The organism is Sphingomonas jaspsi DSM 18422 (assembly GCF_000585415.1).
Taxonomy (GTDB): domain Bacteria; phylum Pseudomonadota; class Alphaproteobacteria; order Sphingomonadales; family Sphingomonadaceae; genus Sphingomicrobium; species Sphingomicrobium jaspsi.
Window position 1 is genome coordinate 1,697,330 of the sequence record NZ_KK073876.1, and the last position, 14,955, is coordinate 1,712,284.

General features: G+C 63.0%; 16 protein-coding genes. 14 read left to right on the plus strand and 2 right to left on the minus strand.

What is annotated here, in order from left to right:
* The first annotated feature begins 13 nt into the window (after window positions 1-13).
* On the plus strand, window positions 14-223 hold the full coding sequence (locus G570_RS08745) for a hypervirulence associated TUDOR domain-containing protein (RefSeq protein ID WP_037501309.1): 210 nt from the start codon (window positions 14-16) through the stop codon (window positions 221-223).
* Window positions 224-255: 32 nt separating this feature from the next.
* Window positions 256-1,461 carry an FAD-dependent oxidoreductase gene (locus tag G570_RS08750; RefSeq protein WP_037501312.1) on the plus strand — a complete coding sequence of 402 codons (1,206 nt, stop codon included), beginning with the start codon at window positions 256-258 and terminating at the stop codon, window positions 1,459-1,461.
* Here G570_RS08750 and G570_RS08755 read toward each other — a convergent pair.
* On the minus strand, window positions 1,458-2,678 hold the full coding sequence (locus G570_RS08755; RefSeq protein ID WP_037501317.1) for an NADP-dependent isocitrate dehydrogenase: 1,221 nt from the start codon (window positions 2,676-2,678) through the stop codon (window positions 1,458-1,460). The two genes, G570_RS08750 and G570_RS08755, sit on opposite strands and share 4 nt — an antisense overlap.
* Before the next feature lie 110 nt (window positions 2,679-2,788).
* Between G570_RS08755 and G570_RS08760 the strand changes: the two genes are divergently transcribed.
* Both G570_RS08760 and G570_RS08765 read left to right on the plus strand, forming a co-directional pair.
* Window positions 2,789-3,520 carry a phosphatidylserine decarboxylase gene (locus G570_RS08760; RefSeq protein WP_051504558.1) on the plus strand — a complete coding sequence of 244 codons (732 nt, stop codon included), beginning with the start codon at window positions 2,789-2,791 and terminating at the stop codon, window positions 3,518-3,520.
* Window positions 3,520-4,296, plus strand: a complete 777-nt coding sequence (locus G570_RS08765) for a CDP-alcohol phosphatidyltransferase family protein (RefSeq protein WP_037501320.1) — start codon at window positions 3,520-3,522, stop codon at window positions 4,294-4,296. Before G570_RS08760 ends, G570_RS08765 begins: the two co-directional genes overlap by 1 nt.
* Here G570_RS08765 and G570_RS08770 read toward each other — a convergent pair.
* Window positions 4,247-4,468: a hypothetical protein gene (locus tag G570_RS08770; protein ID WP_156930407.1), complete on the minus strand. Its 222-nt coding sequence runs from the start codon at window positions 4,466-4,468 to the stop codon at window positions 4,247-4,249. The two genes, G570_RS08765 and G570_RS08770, sit on opposite strands and share 50 nt — an antisense overlap.
* Window positions 4,469-4,752: 284 nt before the next feature.
* Between G570_RS08770 and rpsB the strand changes: the two genes are divergently transcribed.
* The 10 genes from rpsB to G570_RS08820 all read left to right on the plus strand — a co-directional run bounded on the left by rpsB (window position 4,753) and on the right by G570_RS08820 (window position 14,906).
* Window positions 4,753-5,508, plus strand: a complete 756-nt coding sequence (rpsB, locus tag G570_RS08775; RefSeq protein WP_037501326.1) for a 30S ribosomal protein S2 — start codon at window positions 4,753-4,755, stop codon at window positions 5,506-5,508.
* Between the two features lie 90 nt (window positions 5,509-5,598).
* Entirely contained in the window at window positions 5,599-6,543 is a 945-nt protein-coding gene (tsf, locus tag G570_RS08780) for a translation elongation factor Ts (RefSeq protein WP_037501329.1), read from the plus strand.
* A 112-nt stretch (window positions 6,544-6,655) separates the two neighbouring features.
* Complete coding sequence (gene pyrH, locus G570_RS08785; RefSeq protein ID WP_037501332.1) at window positions 6,656-7,378, plus strand: UMP kinase; 723 nt, start codon at window positions 6,656-6,658, stop codon at window positions 7,376-7,378.
* 7 nt (window positions 7,379-7,385) lie between these two features.
* On the plus strand, window positions 7,386-7,943 hold the full coding sequence (gene frr, locus G570_RS08790) for a ribosome recycling factor (RefSeq protein ID WP_037501335.1): 558 nt from the start codon (window positions 7,386-7,388) through the stop codon (window positions 7,941-7,943).
* Window positions 7,940-8,692 carry an isoprenyl transferase gene (locus G570_RS08795; protein ID WP_037501337.1) on the plus strand — a complete coding sequence of 251 codons (753 nt, stop codon included), beginning with the start codon at window positions 7,940-7,942 and terminating at the stop codon, window positions 8,690-8,692. The genes frr and G570_RS08795 overlap by 4 nt, the downstream gene beginning before the upstream one ends.
* Window positions 8,689-9,336, plus strand: a complete 648-nt coding sequence (locus tag G570_RS08800) for a phosphatidate cytidylyltransferase (RefSeq protein WP_037501340.1) — start codon at window positions 8,689-8,691, stop codon at window positions 9,334-9,336. The genes G570_RS08795 and G570_RS08800 overlap by 4 nt, the downstream gene beginning before the upstream one ends.
* A complete protein-coding gene (locus tag G570_RS08805; RefSeq protein WP_037501343.1) occupies window positions 9,333-10,496 on the plus strand; it encodes a 1-deoxy-D-xylulose-5-phosphate reductoisomerase in 1,164 nt (387 codons plus the stop codon). The genes G570_RS08800 and G570_RS08805 overlap by 4 nt, the downstream gene beginning before the upstream one ends.
* Window positions 10,496-11,626 (plus strand): M50 family metallopeptidase, encoded by a 1,131-nt coding sequence (locus G570_RS08810; protein ID WP_037501346.1) that lies wholly within the window; start codon window positions 10,496-10,498, stop codon window positions 11,624-11,626. The genes G570_RS08805 and G570_RS08810 overlap by 1 nt, the downstream gene beginning before the upstream one ends.
* 80 nt (window positions 11,627-11,706) lie before the next feature.
* Entirely contained in the window at window positions 11,707-14,337 is a 2,631-nt protein-coding gene (gene bamA, locus G570_RS08815; RefSeq protein ID WP_037501349.1) for an outer membrane protein assembly factor BamA, read from the plus strand.
* Window positions 14,337-14,906: an OmpH/Skp family outer membrane protein gene (locus G570_RS08820; RefSeq protein ID WP_037501352.1), complete on the plus strand. Its 570-nt coding sequence runs from the start codon at window positions 14,337-14,339 to the stop codon at window positions 14,904-14,906. Before bamA ends, G570_RS08820 begins: the two co-directional genes overlap by 1 nt.
* Window positions 14,907-14,955 lie beyond the last annotated feature (49 nt).

The following is a 14,955-nucleotide window of genomic DNA, read 5'->3' on the forward strand; positions in this document are numbered from 1 at the left end:
GAGAGGAAGATCGATGACGAAAACGTTGAAGAAGGGCGACAAGGTCGCGTGGGACAGCAGCGGCGGGCATTCGGTCGGCAAGGTTGTCCGGAAAGTCACCTCGACCACCCACATCAAGGGGCACAAGGTTGCCGCGACCAAGGGCGATCCGCAGTATATCGTCGAGAGCGACAAAAGCGGAAAGCGTGCCGCGCACAAGCCCGCGGCGCTTCACAAGGCTTGACGCAGCGTCATGGCGTCAGCGTATGAAGCGGTGTGGCTGACGTTCTAATCGTTGGAGGCGGACCTGCCGGCATGATGGCCGGCCTGCTGTTCGCCCGCGCCGGGATTCCTACCAAAGTCGTTGAGAAGCACGCGGACTTCTTCCGCGATTTCCGCGGGGACACCGTTCACCCGTCGACCATGGAGATTCTCGACCAGCTGGGCTTGCTCGATCGTTTCCTCGGCCGTCAGCATAATCGAATCGACAAGGCGCGCATCAGGATCGAAGAGCGCGACTGGACGATCGGGGATCTCTCGCATCTCGATACGCCGGCGCCGTTTATCGCGATGATGCCGCAATGGGATTTCCTCGACTTCTTACGGAGCGAAGCGGCGAAGTACCCCACGTTCGAACTGGCGATGGAAGAGGGGGTGGCGGGCTTTATCCGGGGTGGCGAGCGTATAACCGGGATTCGCTACGCATCCGGTCGGGAAGAGGTAGCAGGCAAGTTGGTCGTCGCGTGCGATGGGCGTGCGTCGCTGGTCAGAACGCTGGGCCTACTACCGGTCGAAACGCTCGGTGCGCCGATGGACGTGCTTTGGTTCCGGCTTCCCAAGAATGACGACGGCAGAGACGCGTTGCGGGGTTCGGTGCAGCCCGGGCGGATGGTCGTGCTCATCGATCGCGACGACTATTGGCAGGTCGCCTTCCTGATCGCGAAGGGATCGGAAGCGGAGGTGCGGGCGCGGGGTCTGGACTGGCTCCGATCTGAGGTGCGCGACGCCTTTCCGGACGCCGACCTTGGCGGTGCGCTCCAATCCGATGACGACGTCAAGTTGCTCAGTGTCGCCGTCGACCGCCTAAAATCATGGTCGAGGCCGGGCCTGCTGGCGATCGGCGATGCGGCGCATGCGATGAGCCCGATCGGCGGGATCGGAATCAACCTCGCGATTCAGGACGCGGTCGCGGCGGCAAATCTGCTTGCGGGCCCGATCAGGGCCGGCAAAGCGGTCGATCCGTTGCTCGATCGCGTTCGCAAACGCCGGCTATTCCCGACGCGCCTGATCCAGGCCGGTCAGGTCGCGGCGCAGGACAATATCATCGGTCGAGTGTTGGGTGGCGGCGCGGTTCGCGCGCCTTGGCCGGTCAAGTTGCTCGACCGTATTCCGCTCCTCAGGCGGATCCCGGGCAGGATCGTTGGGCTAGGCGTCCGGCGCGAGGAAGTTCTCTCGCCGAACGCCTTTCCCTCAATTATTTAAGCCCAGTTCTTCATTTCGTTTTCGAGGTTTTCGCGGATCGCCTCGAAGAATTGCTCGGTCGTCATCCACGGCTGGTCCGGTCCGACCAGAATCGCGAGATCCTTGGTCATCTTGCCTTCTTCGACGGTGCGCACGCACACCGCTTCCAGCGTCTCGGCAAAGCGGACGACGTCGGGCGTCTCGTCCAGCTTGCCACGGAACTTGAGGCCGCCGGTCCAGGCAAAGATCGACGCGATCGGGTTGGTCGAGGTCGCCTTGCCCTGCTGATGCTGGCGATAGTGGCGGGTAACGGTGCCGTGCGCCGCTTCGGCTTCGACCGTCTTGCCGTCAGGGGTCATCAGGACCGACGTCATCAGGCCCAGCGAGCCGAAGCCCTGCGCGACCTGGTCCGACTGGACGTCGCCGTCATAATTCTTGCAGGCCCAGATGAACTTGCCGCTCCACTTCAGCGCCGACGCGACCATGTCGTCGATCAGGCGGTGCTGATATTCGATCCCGGCCTTTTCGAACGCCGCCTTGAATTCAGCGTCGTAGATTTCCTGGAAGATGTCCTTGAAGCGGCCGTCATAGGCCTTGAGGATGGTGTTCTTGGTCGACAGGTATACCGGCCAGCCGCGCTGTAGGCCGTAGTTCATGCAGGCGCGGGCGAAGTCGCGGATCGATTCGTCGAGGTTGTACATGCCCATCGCGACGCCGGCCGACGGAAACTCAAACACTTCATGTTCGATTTCCTGGCCGTCTTGGCCGACGAACTTCATGGTCAGCTTGCCCGGTCCGGGCACTTTGAAATCGGTCGCCTTATACTGATCACCGAAGGCATGACGGCCAACCACGATGGGGTCGGTCCAACCCGGAATCAGGCGCGGGATGTTGTCGATGACGATCGGTTCGCGGAAAACGACGCCGCCCAAGATGTTGCGGATGGTCCCGTTGGGCGACTTCCACATCTTCTTGAGGTTGAATTCCTCGACGCGGGCCTCGTCCGGGGTGATGGTCGCGCATTTCACGCCGACGCCATACTGCTTGATCGCATTGGCGGCATCGATGGTGATCTGGTCGTCGGTCTCGTCGCGCTTTTCGATGCCGAGGTCATAATATTTCAGGTCGATATCGAGGTAAGGCAGGATCAGCCGTTCGCGAATCCATTCCCAGATGATGCGGGTCATTTCGTCGCCGTCGAGCTCGACGACCGGGTTCTTCACCTTGATCTTGGCCATGATTTTCCTGCTTTGGGGTCTTTCGGTTGCGCCGCGCATTAAGGTGAGGAGCGGCATGACGCAACCGTGGCGATTGTGCCGACGCTCTATCGCCCGTAAGGGACATGCCCATGTCTCAGCTCGATACGCCCAGCAATCACCTGACCACCGTCAAATGGCGCTTTCCATCGGTACATCCCGAAGGTCGAAAGTTCACCCTGATCGCGGCCTTCCTGACGATGGTCGCTTTCTACACGATGCCCGACATCATCGGATGGCTGTTCGTCGGCCTGACCATCTGGGTCGCCGCCTTTTTCCGCGACCCCATCCGGACGACGCCGCAGGATCCCAAGCTGATCGTCGCCCCCGCCGACGGCCTGGTCACGCTGATCCAGACGGTCAAGGCACCGCTCGAACTGGCGGGCGAGGGCGGCCTGACGGGCGAATTCACCCGCGTGTCGATTTTCATGAGCGTATTCGACGTGCACATCAATCGCTCGCCGATCGAAGGCACCATTCGCCGCGTCGCCTATGTGCCGGGGAAGTTCCTGAATGCCGACCTCGACAAGGCCAGCGAGGACAATGAGCGCCAGCATTTCCTGGTCGAGTGCGAGGACGGGGTGCGCATCGGCTTCACCCAGATCGCCGGACTGGTTGCGCGCCGCATCATGTCGTTCGTCAAGGAAGGCGATCGCGTCGCTGCCGGTGAGCGCATCGGTCTCATCCGCTTCGGCAGCCGCGTCGACGTCTATCTTCCGGCCGGAACCGGCTCGCAGGTCCTGCTCGGCCAGCGGACGATTGCCGGCGAAACCGTCCTTGGAGAGCTTGGCGTCGATCCGCGCCGCTTGGGTCTCAGCCAGTAATGCCGCCAGCCATCGATCGGGGCCTGTCGTTCCGGGCGTTCCTGCCCAACGCGGTTACGGCGCTCGCGCTCTGTTTCGGCTTGACGGGAATCCGGTTCGGCTTTGCCGGCGACTGGGAAAAGGCGCTGGCGTCGATCATCATCGCGGGGGTGCTCGACGGTCTCGACGGGCGCATCGCGCGGATGCTTCGTGCGCAAAGCAAGTTCGGCGCGGAACTCGACAGCCTTAGCGACAATATCGCCTTCGGCACCGCGCCGGCGCTGATCATCTTCTTCTGGTCACTCCGCGAAGCGCCGAAATTCGGTTGGACGGTTTCGCTCGCGCTGGCGGTGTGCTGTGCCTTGAGGCTCGCCCGCTACAACGCCCGCATCGATGCCGACGAGCAGCCGCACAAATCCGCGGGTTTCAATACCGGCGTTCCGGCCCCTGCGGGCGCCGGCCTTGCCTTCGTGCCGATCCTCCTCTGGCTAATCAGCGATAATGCGTTGTTTCGCTCATGGACCCTGGTGATGCCGTGGACGCTGTTCGTAGCAGCGCTGATGATCAGCAGCCTTCCCACTTACAGTTGGTCGTCGATCCGGATTCGCCGCAGCTGGCGTATCTTTGCACTGGCCGGTGTCGCGCTGCTGGGCGCTGCACTGATCAACGAGCCTTGGATCACCTTGCTGCTGATCTGCCTGACCTACCTGGCGAGCGTGCCGATGAGCATGGCCGCCTATGCCAAGGTTAAGCGGCGGCGCGCATCGCAGACGGTCGGCGGGCAGTCGCTACCGTAACCGGACGGGGCGCGTAGCGCACTGTCACCGGGCGAAAAGTCTGGCGGGGCTGGGCAAGCCAGCTGTTGCCGGCGAGCGCGGCGGCGATCTTGTCGGCATCGCGTCGGACGAGCGAAACAATCGCCGAAATGGTCAGACCGAGAAAGGCGAGGGTCACGGCGGTGGCGATCATCGTCTCATTTCCTTCCGTTTTGCGCTGAACAGCCCGGGAACGGCTTTGTTCCATTTCGGCGCCCAATCGCTTCGATTTGCTCGATGTTCTTCTAATGTTCCGCCTGCGTCAAGCGAAAATGTTCCGCAAATGTTCCAATTCGATTGAGGCGGGCCGGAAGTGCTTGAAAGGTCGGGCAACTTCGTCTAGGTGCGCCCGCATTCCACAGGCATCCCTTCCATAGCGGTGCCGGCGTTGCCGGTTACTTGGGGGTGTCGAGGACCAACCGCGTTAGGAGAACTACCATGGCGACCAATGTCGTCACCATGCAGCAATTGCTCGAAGCCGGAGCGCACTTCGGCCACCAGACCCACCGTTGGAACCCGCGCATGAAGCCGTACATCTTCGGCGACCGCAACGGTGTCCACATCATCGACCTGTCGCAGAGCGTTCCGCTGTTCGCGCGTGCGCTCGACTTCGTTCAGCAGACCACCGCCCGCGGCGGCAAGGTCCTGTTCGTCGGCACGAAGCGCCAGGCGCAGGATGCGATTGCCGAAGCCGCCCGCGCGTCGGGCCAGCACTTCGTCAACCACCGCTGGCTGGGCGGCATGCTCACCAACTGGAAGACCGTGTCGAACTCGATCAAGCGCCTCAAGAGCCTTGAAGAGCAGCTCGCCGGCGACACCCAGGGCCTGACCAAGAAGGAAGTCCTTCAGTACACCCGCGAGCGCGACAAGCTCGAGCTCTCGCTCGGCGGAATTCGCGACATGGGCGGCCTGCCGGACGTCATGTTCGTCGTCGACACCAACAAGGAAGAGCTGGCGATCAAGGAAGCCAATGTGCTTGGCATTCCGGTCGTCGCGATCCTCGATTCGAACTCGGATCCGAACGGTATCGCCTTCCCGGTTCCGGGCAACGACGACGCCAGCCGCGCCATCCGCCTCTACTGCGACGCGATCGCCAACGCCGCCATCAGCGGCAAGACCGGCAATCGCGCGTCGAAGGGCGAGGACATCGGCGCGATGGCTGAGCCGCCGGCGGAAGCCGCGCTGGAAGCCTAAGCTTCCCGCTTACACACGTTTCGGGGCGTGTCGCGGGGGGCCTTGGCTTTCCGGCGACGCGCCCCACATTCCCATCTGGAGGATATGACAATGGCTGAGATCACCGCTGCTTCGGTGAAGGAACTGCGCGAGCGCACCGGCGCCGGCATGATGGACTGCAAGAAGGCGCTGGCCGAAAACAATGGCGACATGGAAGCGTCGATCGACTGGCTGCGCGCCAAGGGCTTGGCGGCTGCCGCCAAGAAGGCCGGCCGTACCGCGGCTGAAGGCTTGGTCGGCGTTGCCGTCGAAGGCACCAAGGGTGCTGCCGTCGAAGTCAATTCGGAAACCGACTTTGTCGCCAAGAACGAACAGTTCCAGGACTTTGTGAAGGCCGTTTCGGCGCTGGCGCTGAATGCCAACGGCGACATCGATGCGCTGAAGGCCGCCCAGTATCCGGGCGCCGGCACCGTCGAGGAACAGCTGACTGCCAACATTGCCACCATCGGCGAAAACCAGTCGCTGCGCCGCACCAGGGTGCTGGAAGTCGCTGAAGGCGTCGTCGTCAGCTACGTCCACAATGCCGTCGCTCCCAACATGGGCAAGATCGGCGTGCTGGTTGCGCTGGAAAGCGCTGCCAACACCGACACGCTCGCCGGCCTCGGCAAGCAGCTGGCGATGCACATCGCCGCCGCCAACCCGCTGGCGCTTGATGCCGACGGCCTCGACGCCGACATGCTTGCCCGCGAACGCGCGATCGCCATCGAAAAGGCGAACGAAAGCGGCAAGCCGGCCAACATCGTCGAAAAGATGGTCGACGGCACCATGGCTAAGTTCGCCAAGGAAAACGCGCTGCTCTCGCAGCTGTTCGTGATGGACGGCAAGACCCCGGTCGCCGACGTCGTCGCGCAGGCCGGAAAGGAAGCCGGCAGCCCGATCGTGCTCAAGGACTATGTTCGCTTCCAGCTCGGCGAAGGCATCGAGAAGGAAGAATCGGACTTCGCGGCGGAAGTCGCGGCGGCCGCCGGCGTCAAGAAGGACGAACCGGTCGCTTAAAGAGTCTTGCCGCCATCAAAGGCGGTTGGCAGAGGGGCGGGTGCGCCGTAAGAGCGCATCCGCCCCTTCGCATATCTGCGGTTCGGGCCAAGACGAGAGGAACCTGCCCTTTATGACCCGCCCGAGCTTCCATCGCATCCTGCTGAAGCTGTCGGGCGAGGCGTTGATGGGCGACAGCGCGTTCGGGATTAACCCGGAGACCGTGGCGCGCATGGCCGCCGAAGTGAAGGCAGCCAAGGAACAGGGTCACGAAATCTGCCTCGTCATCGGCGGCGGCAATATCTTCCGCGGGATGGCGGGTGCTGCAGCCGGCATGGACCGCGCGCAGGCCGACTATATGGGCATGCTGGCGACCGTGATGAACGCGCTGGCGATGCAGAATGCGCTCGAACAGATCGGCGTAGAAACCCGCGTCCAGTCGGCGATCAAGATGGACCAGGTGTGCGAACCGGTAATCCGCCGCCGCGCCGAACGACATCTCGCCAAGGGCCGGATCGTGATCTTCGCCGCCGGCGTCGGCAGCCCCTATTTCACCACCGACAGCGGCGCCGCGCTGCGCGCCGCCGAAATGAAGTGCGACGCGCTGTTCAAGGGAACCAGTGTCGATGGCGTCTATGACGCCGACCCCAAGAAGGTTGCCGGTGCGACCCGATATGAAACCGTGACCTTCAACCAGGTGCTGGCGAGCGACCTCAAGGTCATGGACGCCAGCGCCGTCGCGCTGTGCCGCGATAGCAATATTCCGATCGTCGTGTTCAACATCCGCGAACCGGGCAATCTGGCCAAGGTTCTGGCGGGCGAAGGCACCGCGACGGTCGTCCAGAACAAGGAGTAAGAGAGCGATGCCTGCCTACGACAAGAACGACATCCAGCGCCGCATGACCGGCGCGCTCGAAAATCTGAAGCACGATCTTGCCGGCCTGCGCACCGGGCGCGCGTCGACCGCGCTGCTCGATCCGGTGCAGGTCGAAGTCTATGGCGCCAACATGCCGCTGAACCAGGTTGCGACCGTGTCGGTCCCCGAACCGCGCCTCATTTCGGTGCAGGTCTGGGACCGCTCGAACATGAATGCGGTCGAAAAGGCAATCCGTAGCGCGGGCCTCGGCATCAACCCGATCACCGACGGACAGATGATCCGCCTGCCCATTCCCGACCTCACCGAAGAGCGCCGCAAGGAACTGGCCAAGCTTGCCAGCCAATATGCCGAAAAGGCCCGCGTCGCCGTGCGCAACGTCCGCCGCGATGGCATGGACGCCTTGAAGACCGACGAGAAGAAGAAGGAAATCAGCGAGGACGAGCACAAGCGGCTCGATACCGAAGTGCAGAAGATGACCGACGATACGATCAAGGACATCGATGCGGCCGCGCACGCCAAGGAACAGGAAATCCTGGGCAAGTGACCGCCGCACCCGCCGCGACCGGGGGCCATGCCTCCCACGGCGGTGGGAGGGGGGATGGGCCGCGCCACGTCGCGATCATCATGGACGGCAACGGCCGCTGGGCGCAGCGCAAGGGGCTTCCGCGTGTAGCCGGGCATCGCGCCGGGGCCGAGGCAGTCCGCAAGACGTTGCAGGCCGCCGCAGACGCAGGCGTCGAAGTCCTGACGATCTACGCCTTCTCCTCGGAAAACTGGCGTCGGTCGGCGGAGGAGGTCAGCGACCTCAAGGGCCTGATGCGTTTCTACCTCGAACGCGAGCTTGCGACGCTGGAGAAGGAGCGCGTCCAGCTCCGTATCATCGGCGATTACCGCGCCTTCGGTCCCGAATTGTCGGCGCGGCTGGAAAAGGCCGTCGAGCGTACCCGGACGAACACGCGGCTCACGCTGGTCATCGCGTTGAATTACGGCAGCCGCGCGGAAATTGCCGCCGCGTGCCGGTCGCTCGCTACCGAGGCGCGCGATGGGAAGATCGATCCCTCCGCGATCGACGAAGAGGTGGTCGGACGCGCACTCCAGACATCCGACTGGCCTGAACTCGACCTGCTTATCCGCACGTCGGGCGAGCAGCGCCTGTCGAATTTCCTGCTGTGGCAGGCGGCCTATGCCGAACTTTTGTTCGTGGACACGCTGTGGCCGGATTTCGACGAGGCAGCGTTCAACGCCGCCCTGGCCAGCTATGCGGCGCGACATCGCCGCTTCGGGGGACGATGAGCGAACTCGCCAAACGGACCGTCGTGGGGATGATCCTGATCGTTGTCGCGCTCGGCCTCGCCTTCATCGGCGGCTGGCCGTTCGCGCTGATGGTCGCCCTGATGGCGACGGGAATGTATGTCGAATGGACCCGCATCGTGCGCGACTGGGGCATCGGCTGGAAGATCCTCGGATTTATCTACTGCCTGCTTCCCGCGCTCGCCCTGCTATGGATCCGCGAGCGCGCGGAATATCAGGGGTTGGGTACGGGGCCGGACCTGCTGATCTGGGTGTTCCTCGTCGTGTGGTCGACCGATATCGGAGCCTATTTCGCGGGCCGTGCCATTGGCGGGCCCAAGCTGGCGCCGTCGATCAGCCCCAACAAGACCATAGCCGGGCTTGTCGGCGGCGTGATCAGCGCGGCTGCGATTTCCGGCCTATGGGCATACAGTCAGGGCCTTCCCACCATCCTTTACGGCATGGCGGTTCCATTCGCCATTGCGGCACAGGGCGGTGACCTGTTCGAAAGCGGGTTGAAGCGCCGGGCAGGGGTCAAGGACAGCGGCAACTGGCTGCCCGGGCATGGCGGCCTGCTCGACCGGCTTGACGGGTTGGTTCCGGTTTCGGTCCTGACCGCTGCGCTGATGCTGAGCGGCTGGCTATGACGGTCAGGCGCATATCCATCCTTGGGGCGACCGGATCGGTCGGCACGTCGACGCTCGACCTGGTCGAACGCAGTCGCGACGCGTTCGACGTGTTTGCGCTGACGGCGGCCACTAATGTCGACAAGTTGGCGGATGCCGCACTACGTACGGGCGCCAATCTGGCGGTAATCGACCGGGCAGAACTGCTGCCGGATTTGCGCGACCGTCTAAAGGGTAGCGGTTGCCGTGCGGAGACTGGGGCTGATGCCCTGCGCGAAGCGGCAGCAGGCGACGTCGACTGGGTCATGGCCTCGATCGTCGGGTGCGCAGGGCTGGAACCGGTGATGGCCGCCGTAGACGCGGGCAAGACCGTGGGTCTGGCCAACAAGGAATCGCTCGTCACCGCAGGCGGGCTGATGACGGCGGCGGCCGCGAGGTCGGGTTCGACGATCCTTCCGGTCGATAGCGAACATAACGCGATATTCCAGTGTCTTCAGGGCCATCGTTCGCAAGATGTTGCAAAACTGATCTTGACCGCAAGCGGTGGCCCGTTCCGAACCCGCAGTCGCGAAGAGATGGCTGCAATGACCCCCGAACAGGCAGTGGCCCATCCCAATTGGTCGATGGGCGCCAAAATCAGCGTCGACAGCGCATCGATGATGAACAAGGGCCTTGAACTGATCGAAGCGCATCACCTGTTCGGCCTGCCGTCGGAGCGCATCGCCATTCTCGTCCACCCCCAGTCGGTCATTCATTCGATGGTCGAATATGTAGACGGGTCGGTACTGGCGCAGCTTGGCAGTCCCGACATGAGGATTCCGATTGCGCACGCGCTGGCCTTTCCCGGCCGTATCGACACCCCGGCGGAAAAGCTCGATCTGGCCAAGGTTGCGTCACTAACGTTCGAAACGCCGGACCCGGTACGATTCCCGGCGCTTCGGCTCGCGCGGCAGGCTCTGGAGGCGGGCGGGGCGCAGCCGATTGCCCTCAATGCGGCGAATGAGGTTGCGGTCGCAGCTTTTCTAGACCGGAAAATCGGCTTTCTCGACATCCCGCGGCTGGTCGAAGACGTCATGGCTCGCACTGGCGCAGGGCAGCCCCAATCCATCGCCGAGGTCATCGACATTGATCGCCGTTCTCGGGCACTTAGCATTGAATTGATGACGGAAATCGCCGCCTGATGCTCGCCCAGCCGCCCATCTGGTTTATTGCCATCGCGTTCGTATGCGCGATCGGCCCGCTCGTGTTTTTCCACGAGCTTGGCCACTATTGGGTTGCGCGCTGGTTCGGGATCGGCGCTTCGCAGTTTTCGATCGGGTTCGGTCGCGAATTGACCGGCTGGACGGACAAGCGGGGAACGCGGTGGAAGATCGGCTGGATGCCTTTGGGGGGCTATGTGCGCTTCATCGGCGATATGAACGCCGCCAGCCAGGCCGATGCCAATGCCGACCTCAGCAGCGAAGAGCAGGCCGTAGCATTTCACAACCGTCCGTGGTGGCAACGCTTTCTGGTAGTGCTTGCCGGGCCGGTCGCCAATTTCGTCTTGGCGATCGCGATTTTTGCCACTTTCTTTGCCAGTTACGGTTTCCCCAACACGCCGCCAGTGGCAGCCAGCATCGCGCCGGGCAGCGCCGCCGAGGCCGCGCAACTTCATGTCGGCGACCGGATCGTCAGCGTTGCCGGACAGGCGACGAGGCGCTTCGAAGATATACAGCGGATCGTGTCGATCCGCCCTGGCGAGCAAATCGACCTTATGGTCGAGCGAAACCAGGCCGTGCGCACTGTCCCGGTGCGATTGGGCTCGGTCGAACAGGTGGACGAATTCGGGCAGAAATACCGGATCGGCCAGCTGGGCATCGGCGTGCCGCAACGCGAATTCGAGAAGATTTCCGTTGGTGCCGCCATCCCGGCTGCAGCAGGCTACGCATTTGATCTCACCCGGTCGATGGTCGACGGGCTGGTGCAGATCCTGACCGGCCAGCGATCGACCAAGGATCTCGGCGGTCCCTTGAAGATGGCCCAGATTGCCGGCCAACAGCTGTCGCTCGGATTATTCGAATTCGTTCAGCTTGTTGCGCTGTTCTCGATTAATCTGGGATTCATCAACCTGTTGCCAATTCCAACGCTCGATGGTGGACATCTGGTCTTCTACGCCGCAGAAGCGGTCCGGCGAAAGCCGGTCAGTCTGCGGGCGATGGATTGGGCTTTTCGCGGTGGTCTTGCCCTGCTTCTTGCTCTCCTCGTCTTCGTCACGCTCAACGATCTTGCGTCGTTCGGCCTGTTCGAAGGACTTGGGCGCTTGATTGGCTAGTAAGGTTCGGGCAGGGCAAGAATATCAGTCTGGCGCGGCCCCAACGGCGGCGTCGTAAATTAAGAGTAGGGCGGGGACGCGTGACTTCCACCAGCAATCGTTTCACCAGTCGCACGGGCCGGATTCTCCTGGTCGGCACCATCTTGGGAGGCTGGGCGGCGCCCTTGCTGGCACAGGCTGCGCCTGCCCCGGCGCCGAGCGGCGGCGCGCTGCTCACGGCACCGGCGGCAAGCCGGACCATCCGTTCGATCCGCGTCGTCGGTTCCGAACGTCTCGAACCGGAAACGGTGCGTAGCTATGCCGGCCTGGTCCCGGGTCAGGAATATACCGCCGAAGTGCTCGATCAGGCGCTGAAGGACCTGTACGCGACCCAGTTGTTCGCCGACGCCCAGATCGAAGGTGCCGACACCGGCGACATCCTGATCCGCGTCAAGGAAAACCCGGTCATCAACCGCATCGTCCTTGAAGGCAACAAGCGGATCAAGAACGACAAGATCCTGCCGGAAATCAAGCTGGCACCGCGCCAGATCTTCACCCGTTCGGGTGCTCGTGCCGACGTCGATCGCATCATCGAACTGTATCGCCGCCAGGGCCGGTTCGCCGCGTCGGTCGAACCCAAGATCGTCAATCTCGACCAGAACCGCGTCGATGTCGTCTTCGAAATCTCGGAAGGCGACAAGTCCAAGGTTCGCGCGATCAATATCATCGGCAACGAGAAGTTCGGCGACGGCCGCCTGCGCAAGGAGATGTATACCAAGCAGGCCGGCGGCATCCTCGGCTTCATCAAGTCGAACGATAGCTATGACCCGGACCGGCTTGCCGCCGACCAGCAGAAGCTGCGCGCCTTCTACCTGACGCAGGGCTATGCCGACTTCCGCGTCGTGTCGGCGCTCGCCGAACTGACCCCGGACCGCAAGGACTTCATCATCACCTACGTGATCGAGGAAGGTCCGCGCTACAAATTCGGCACCGTCGAGGCGGAAAGCGCCATCCGCGACTTCCCGGCCGACCAGATCAAGCAACTGGTCAAGATCAAGCCGGGCAACTGGTTCAACGCCAAGCTGGTCGAAGACACGGTCACCGGCCTCAACGAGGTGGCGGGTTCGAAGGGCTATGCGTTCGCCGAAGTCAGCCCCGACTTCCAGCGCGACGCCGAAAAGCATGAGATGAACCTGACCTTCAAGGTCGACGAAGCGCAGCGTGCCTATGTCGAGCGGATCAACATCCAGGGCAACACGGTCACCCGCGACAAGGTCATCCGCCGCGAATTCCGCCTCAACGAAGGCGACGCCTTCAACGCCTTCAAGCTGAAGCGCAGCCAGGACCGCATCCAGAGCCTGGGCTTCTTCCAGGAAAATCTGGAGATCAAGCAGGCGCAGGGTTCGGCGCCGGACCGCGTGGTGCTCAACCTCGACGTCGAGGAAAAGTCGACCGGGCAGCTGCAACTGTCGGCGGGTTACTCGAGCCTCGAACGCTTCGTGATCGCGGCCTCGATCGCCCAGAGCAACTTCATGGGCAAAGGCCAGCAGCTTCAGGCCGGCATCAACTATTCGCGCTATTCCAAGTCGGTGCAGCTCGGCTTCACCGAGCCCTATTTGTTCGACAAGCAGATCGTTCTTGGCGGGGATATCTTCCTGCAGGACTATAACAGCTTCAACTTCGTCGGCAGCACGCGCAACCGCACCTATCAGCAGCGCCGCATGGGGACGGGCGTCCGTCTCGGCTTCCCGGTGACGGAATATGTGTCGATCGGGACACGCTACACGATTTCGCGCGACCGCATCTCGCTCGACAAGGCTCAATTCTTCACCGATCCTGACGGAACGGGCCCGCTTCCGGCCGTCTGCGATCCGCAGAAGTCCAGCACCTACCTTTGCGACGAACTGGGTACCCGTTTGACCTCGCTGCTGGGTTACACCGTCGCGTTCGACAGCACAAACGGGGTCCGCGCCACGCGCGGCCAGCGGATCGTGTTCACGCAGGAATTCGCTGGTCTCGGCGGCGACGTCAAATATCTGCGCCAGCGCATCGATGCGACCAAATATTGGGGCTTGCCAGCGGGCTTCATCCTCTCGGCCCATGCCGAAGGCGGCTACATCCACCCGCTGCAGAAGGCGCCGGGACCGGGCCGCGACGCGATCCGCCTAAACGACCGCTTCTTTGGGGCTCAGCTGCGCGGCTTCGACATCCGCGGCATCGGGCCGCGTATCCAGCGCTTCGTCTACATCAACGATGCGGGCGAACTCGATACGTCGAACAAGAACATCGTCAGCGATACACTTGGTGGCCGCGCCTATTACATGGGCCGGCTTGAGCTCGAATTCCCGACCAGTTCGGGCCTTAAGAGCCTGGGATTGAGGCCGTCGGCGTTCGTGGACGTCGGATCGCTGTGGAAGCTCGACAAGCCAAACCTCAACGACAGCCGCGGCATCTGCGCACCGCCGACCCCCGCTGCGGGCGAGACGGCGCAGGATCCGTACAGGCTGCAGGCGGGCGACACGGCCTGTCCGACCAACTTCACCTTCGTGCCAGGCTCCGGCTACAAGGAAGTCTTCCTCGACAGCTCGGCCAAGCCGCGCCTGTCGGTCGGTATCGGCGTCAACTGGACGTCACCCTTCGGTCCGCTTCGCATCGATATCGCCAAAGCCCTGCTGAAGCAGGACGGCGACGATACGAAGCTCTTCTCTTTCAACGTAGGAACTCAATTCTAATGAAAAAGCTTTTGATTGCTGCCGTGGTTGCGGCGCTGCCCCAGATGGCCGCTGCGCAGAGCGTTCCGGCCCCGGTCATCGTCGTCGTCGACGGCAACAAGGCGGGCACCGAATGCAATGCCTGCAAGGCCGCGATGACCCAGCTGCAGACCCAGGCACAGGGCGTGCAGCAGCTGCGCCAGCAGCTGGTTGCCCCGCTGCAGAGCGAAGGCCAGCAGCTTCAGGCGCAGATCACCGCGCTGAACGGAAAACAGCCCGACGCTGCGCTGACCGCCAAGATCACCGCGTTCCAGGCGAAGCAGAACACTGCCAACCAACAGCTCGAAGCGCGCGCCGCGACCTTTGAGCGTAATCGCAACTACGCTCTGCAGCAGATCAGCGATCGCATCGGGCCGGCGATCGACGCCGTGCAGGCGCGTCGCAAGGCGAACATCGTTCTGGAAGCGAGCACGGTCGCCCGCGTATCTCCTGCGCTTGACGTCACCGCCGACGTCATCGCCGAACTCAACCGCACGCTGACCTCCGTCGCAACGGTTGCGCCGGCTGCCGCGGCGCCGCAGGGCCGGTGAACGAACTAGGTGATACGGCCGCCATCGGCCCGCTGGATGTCCGGCGGGT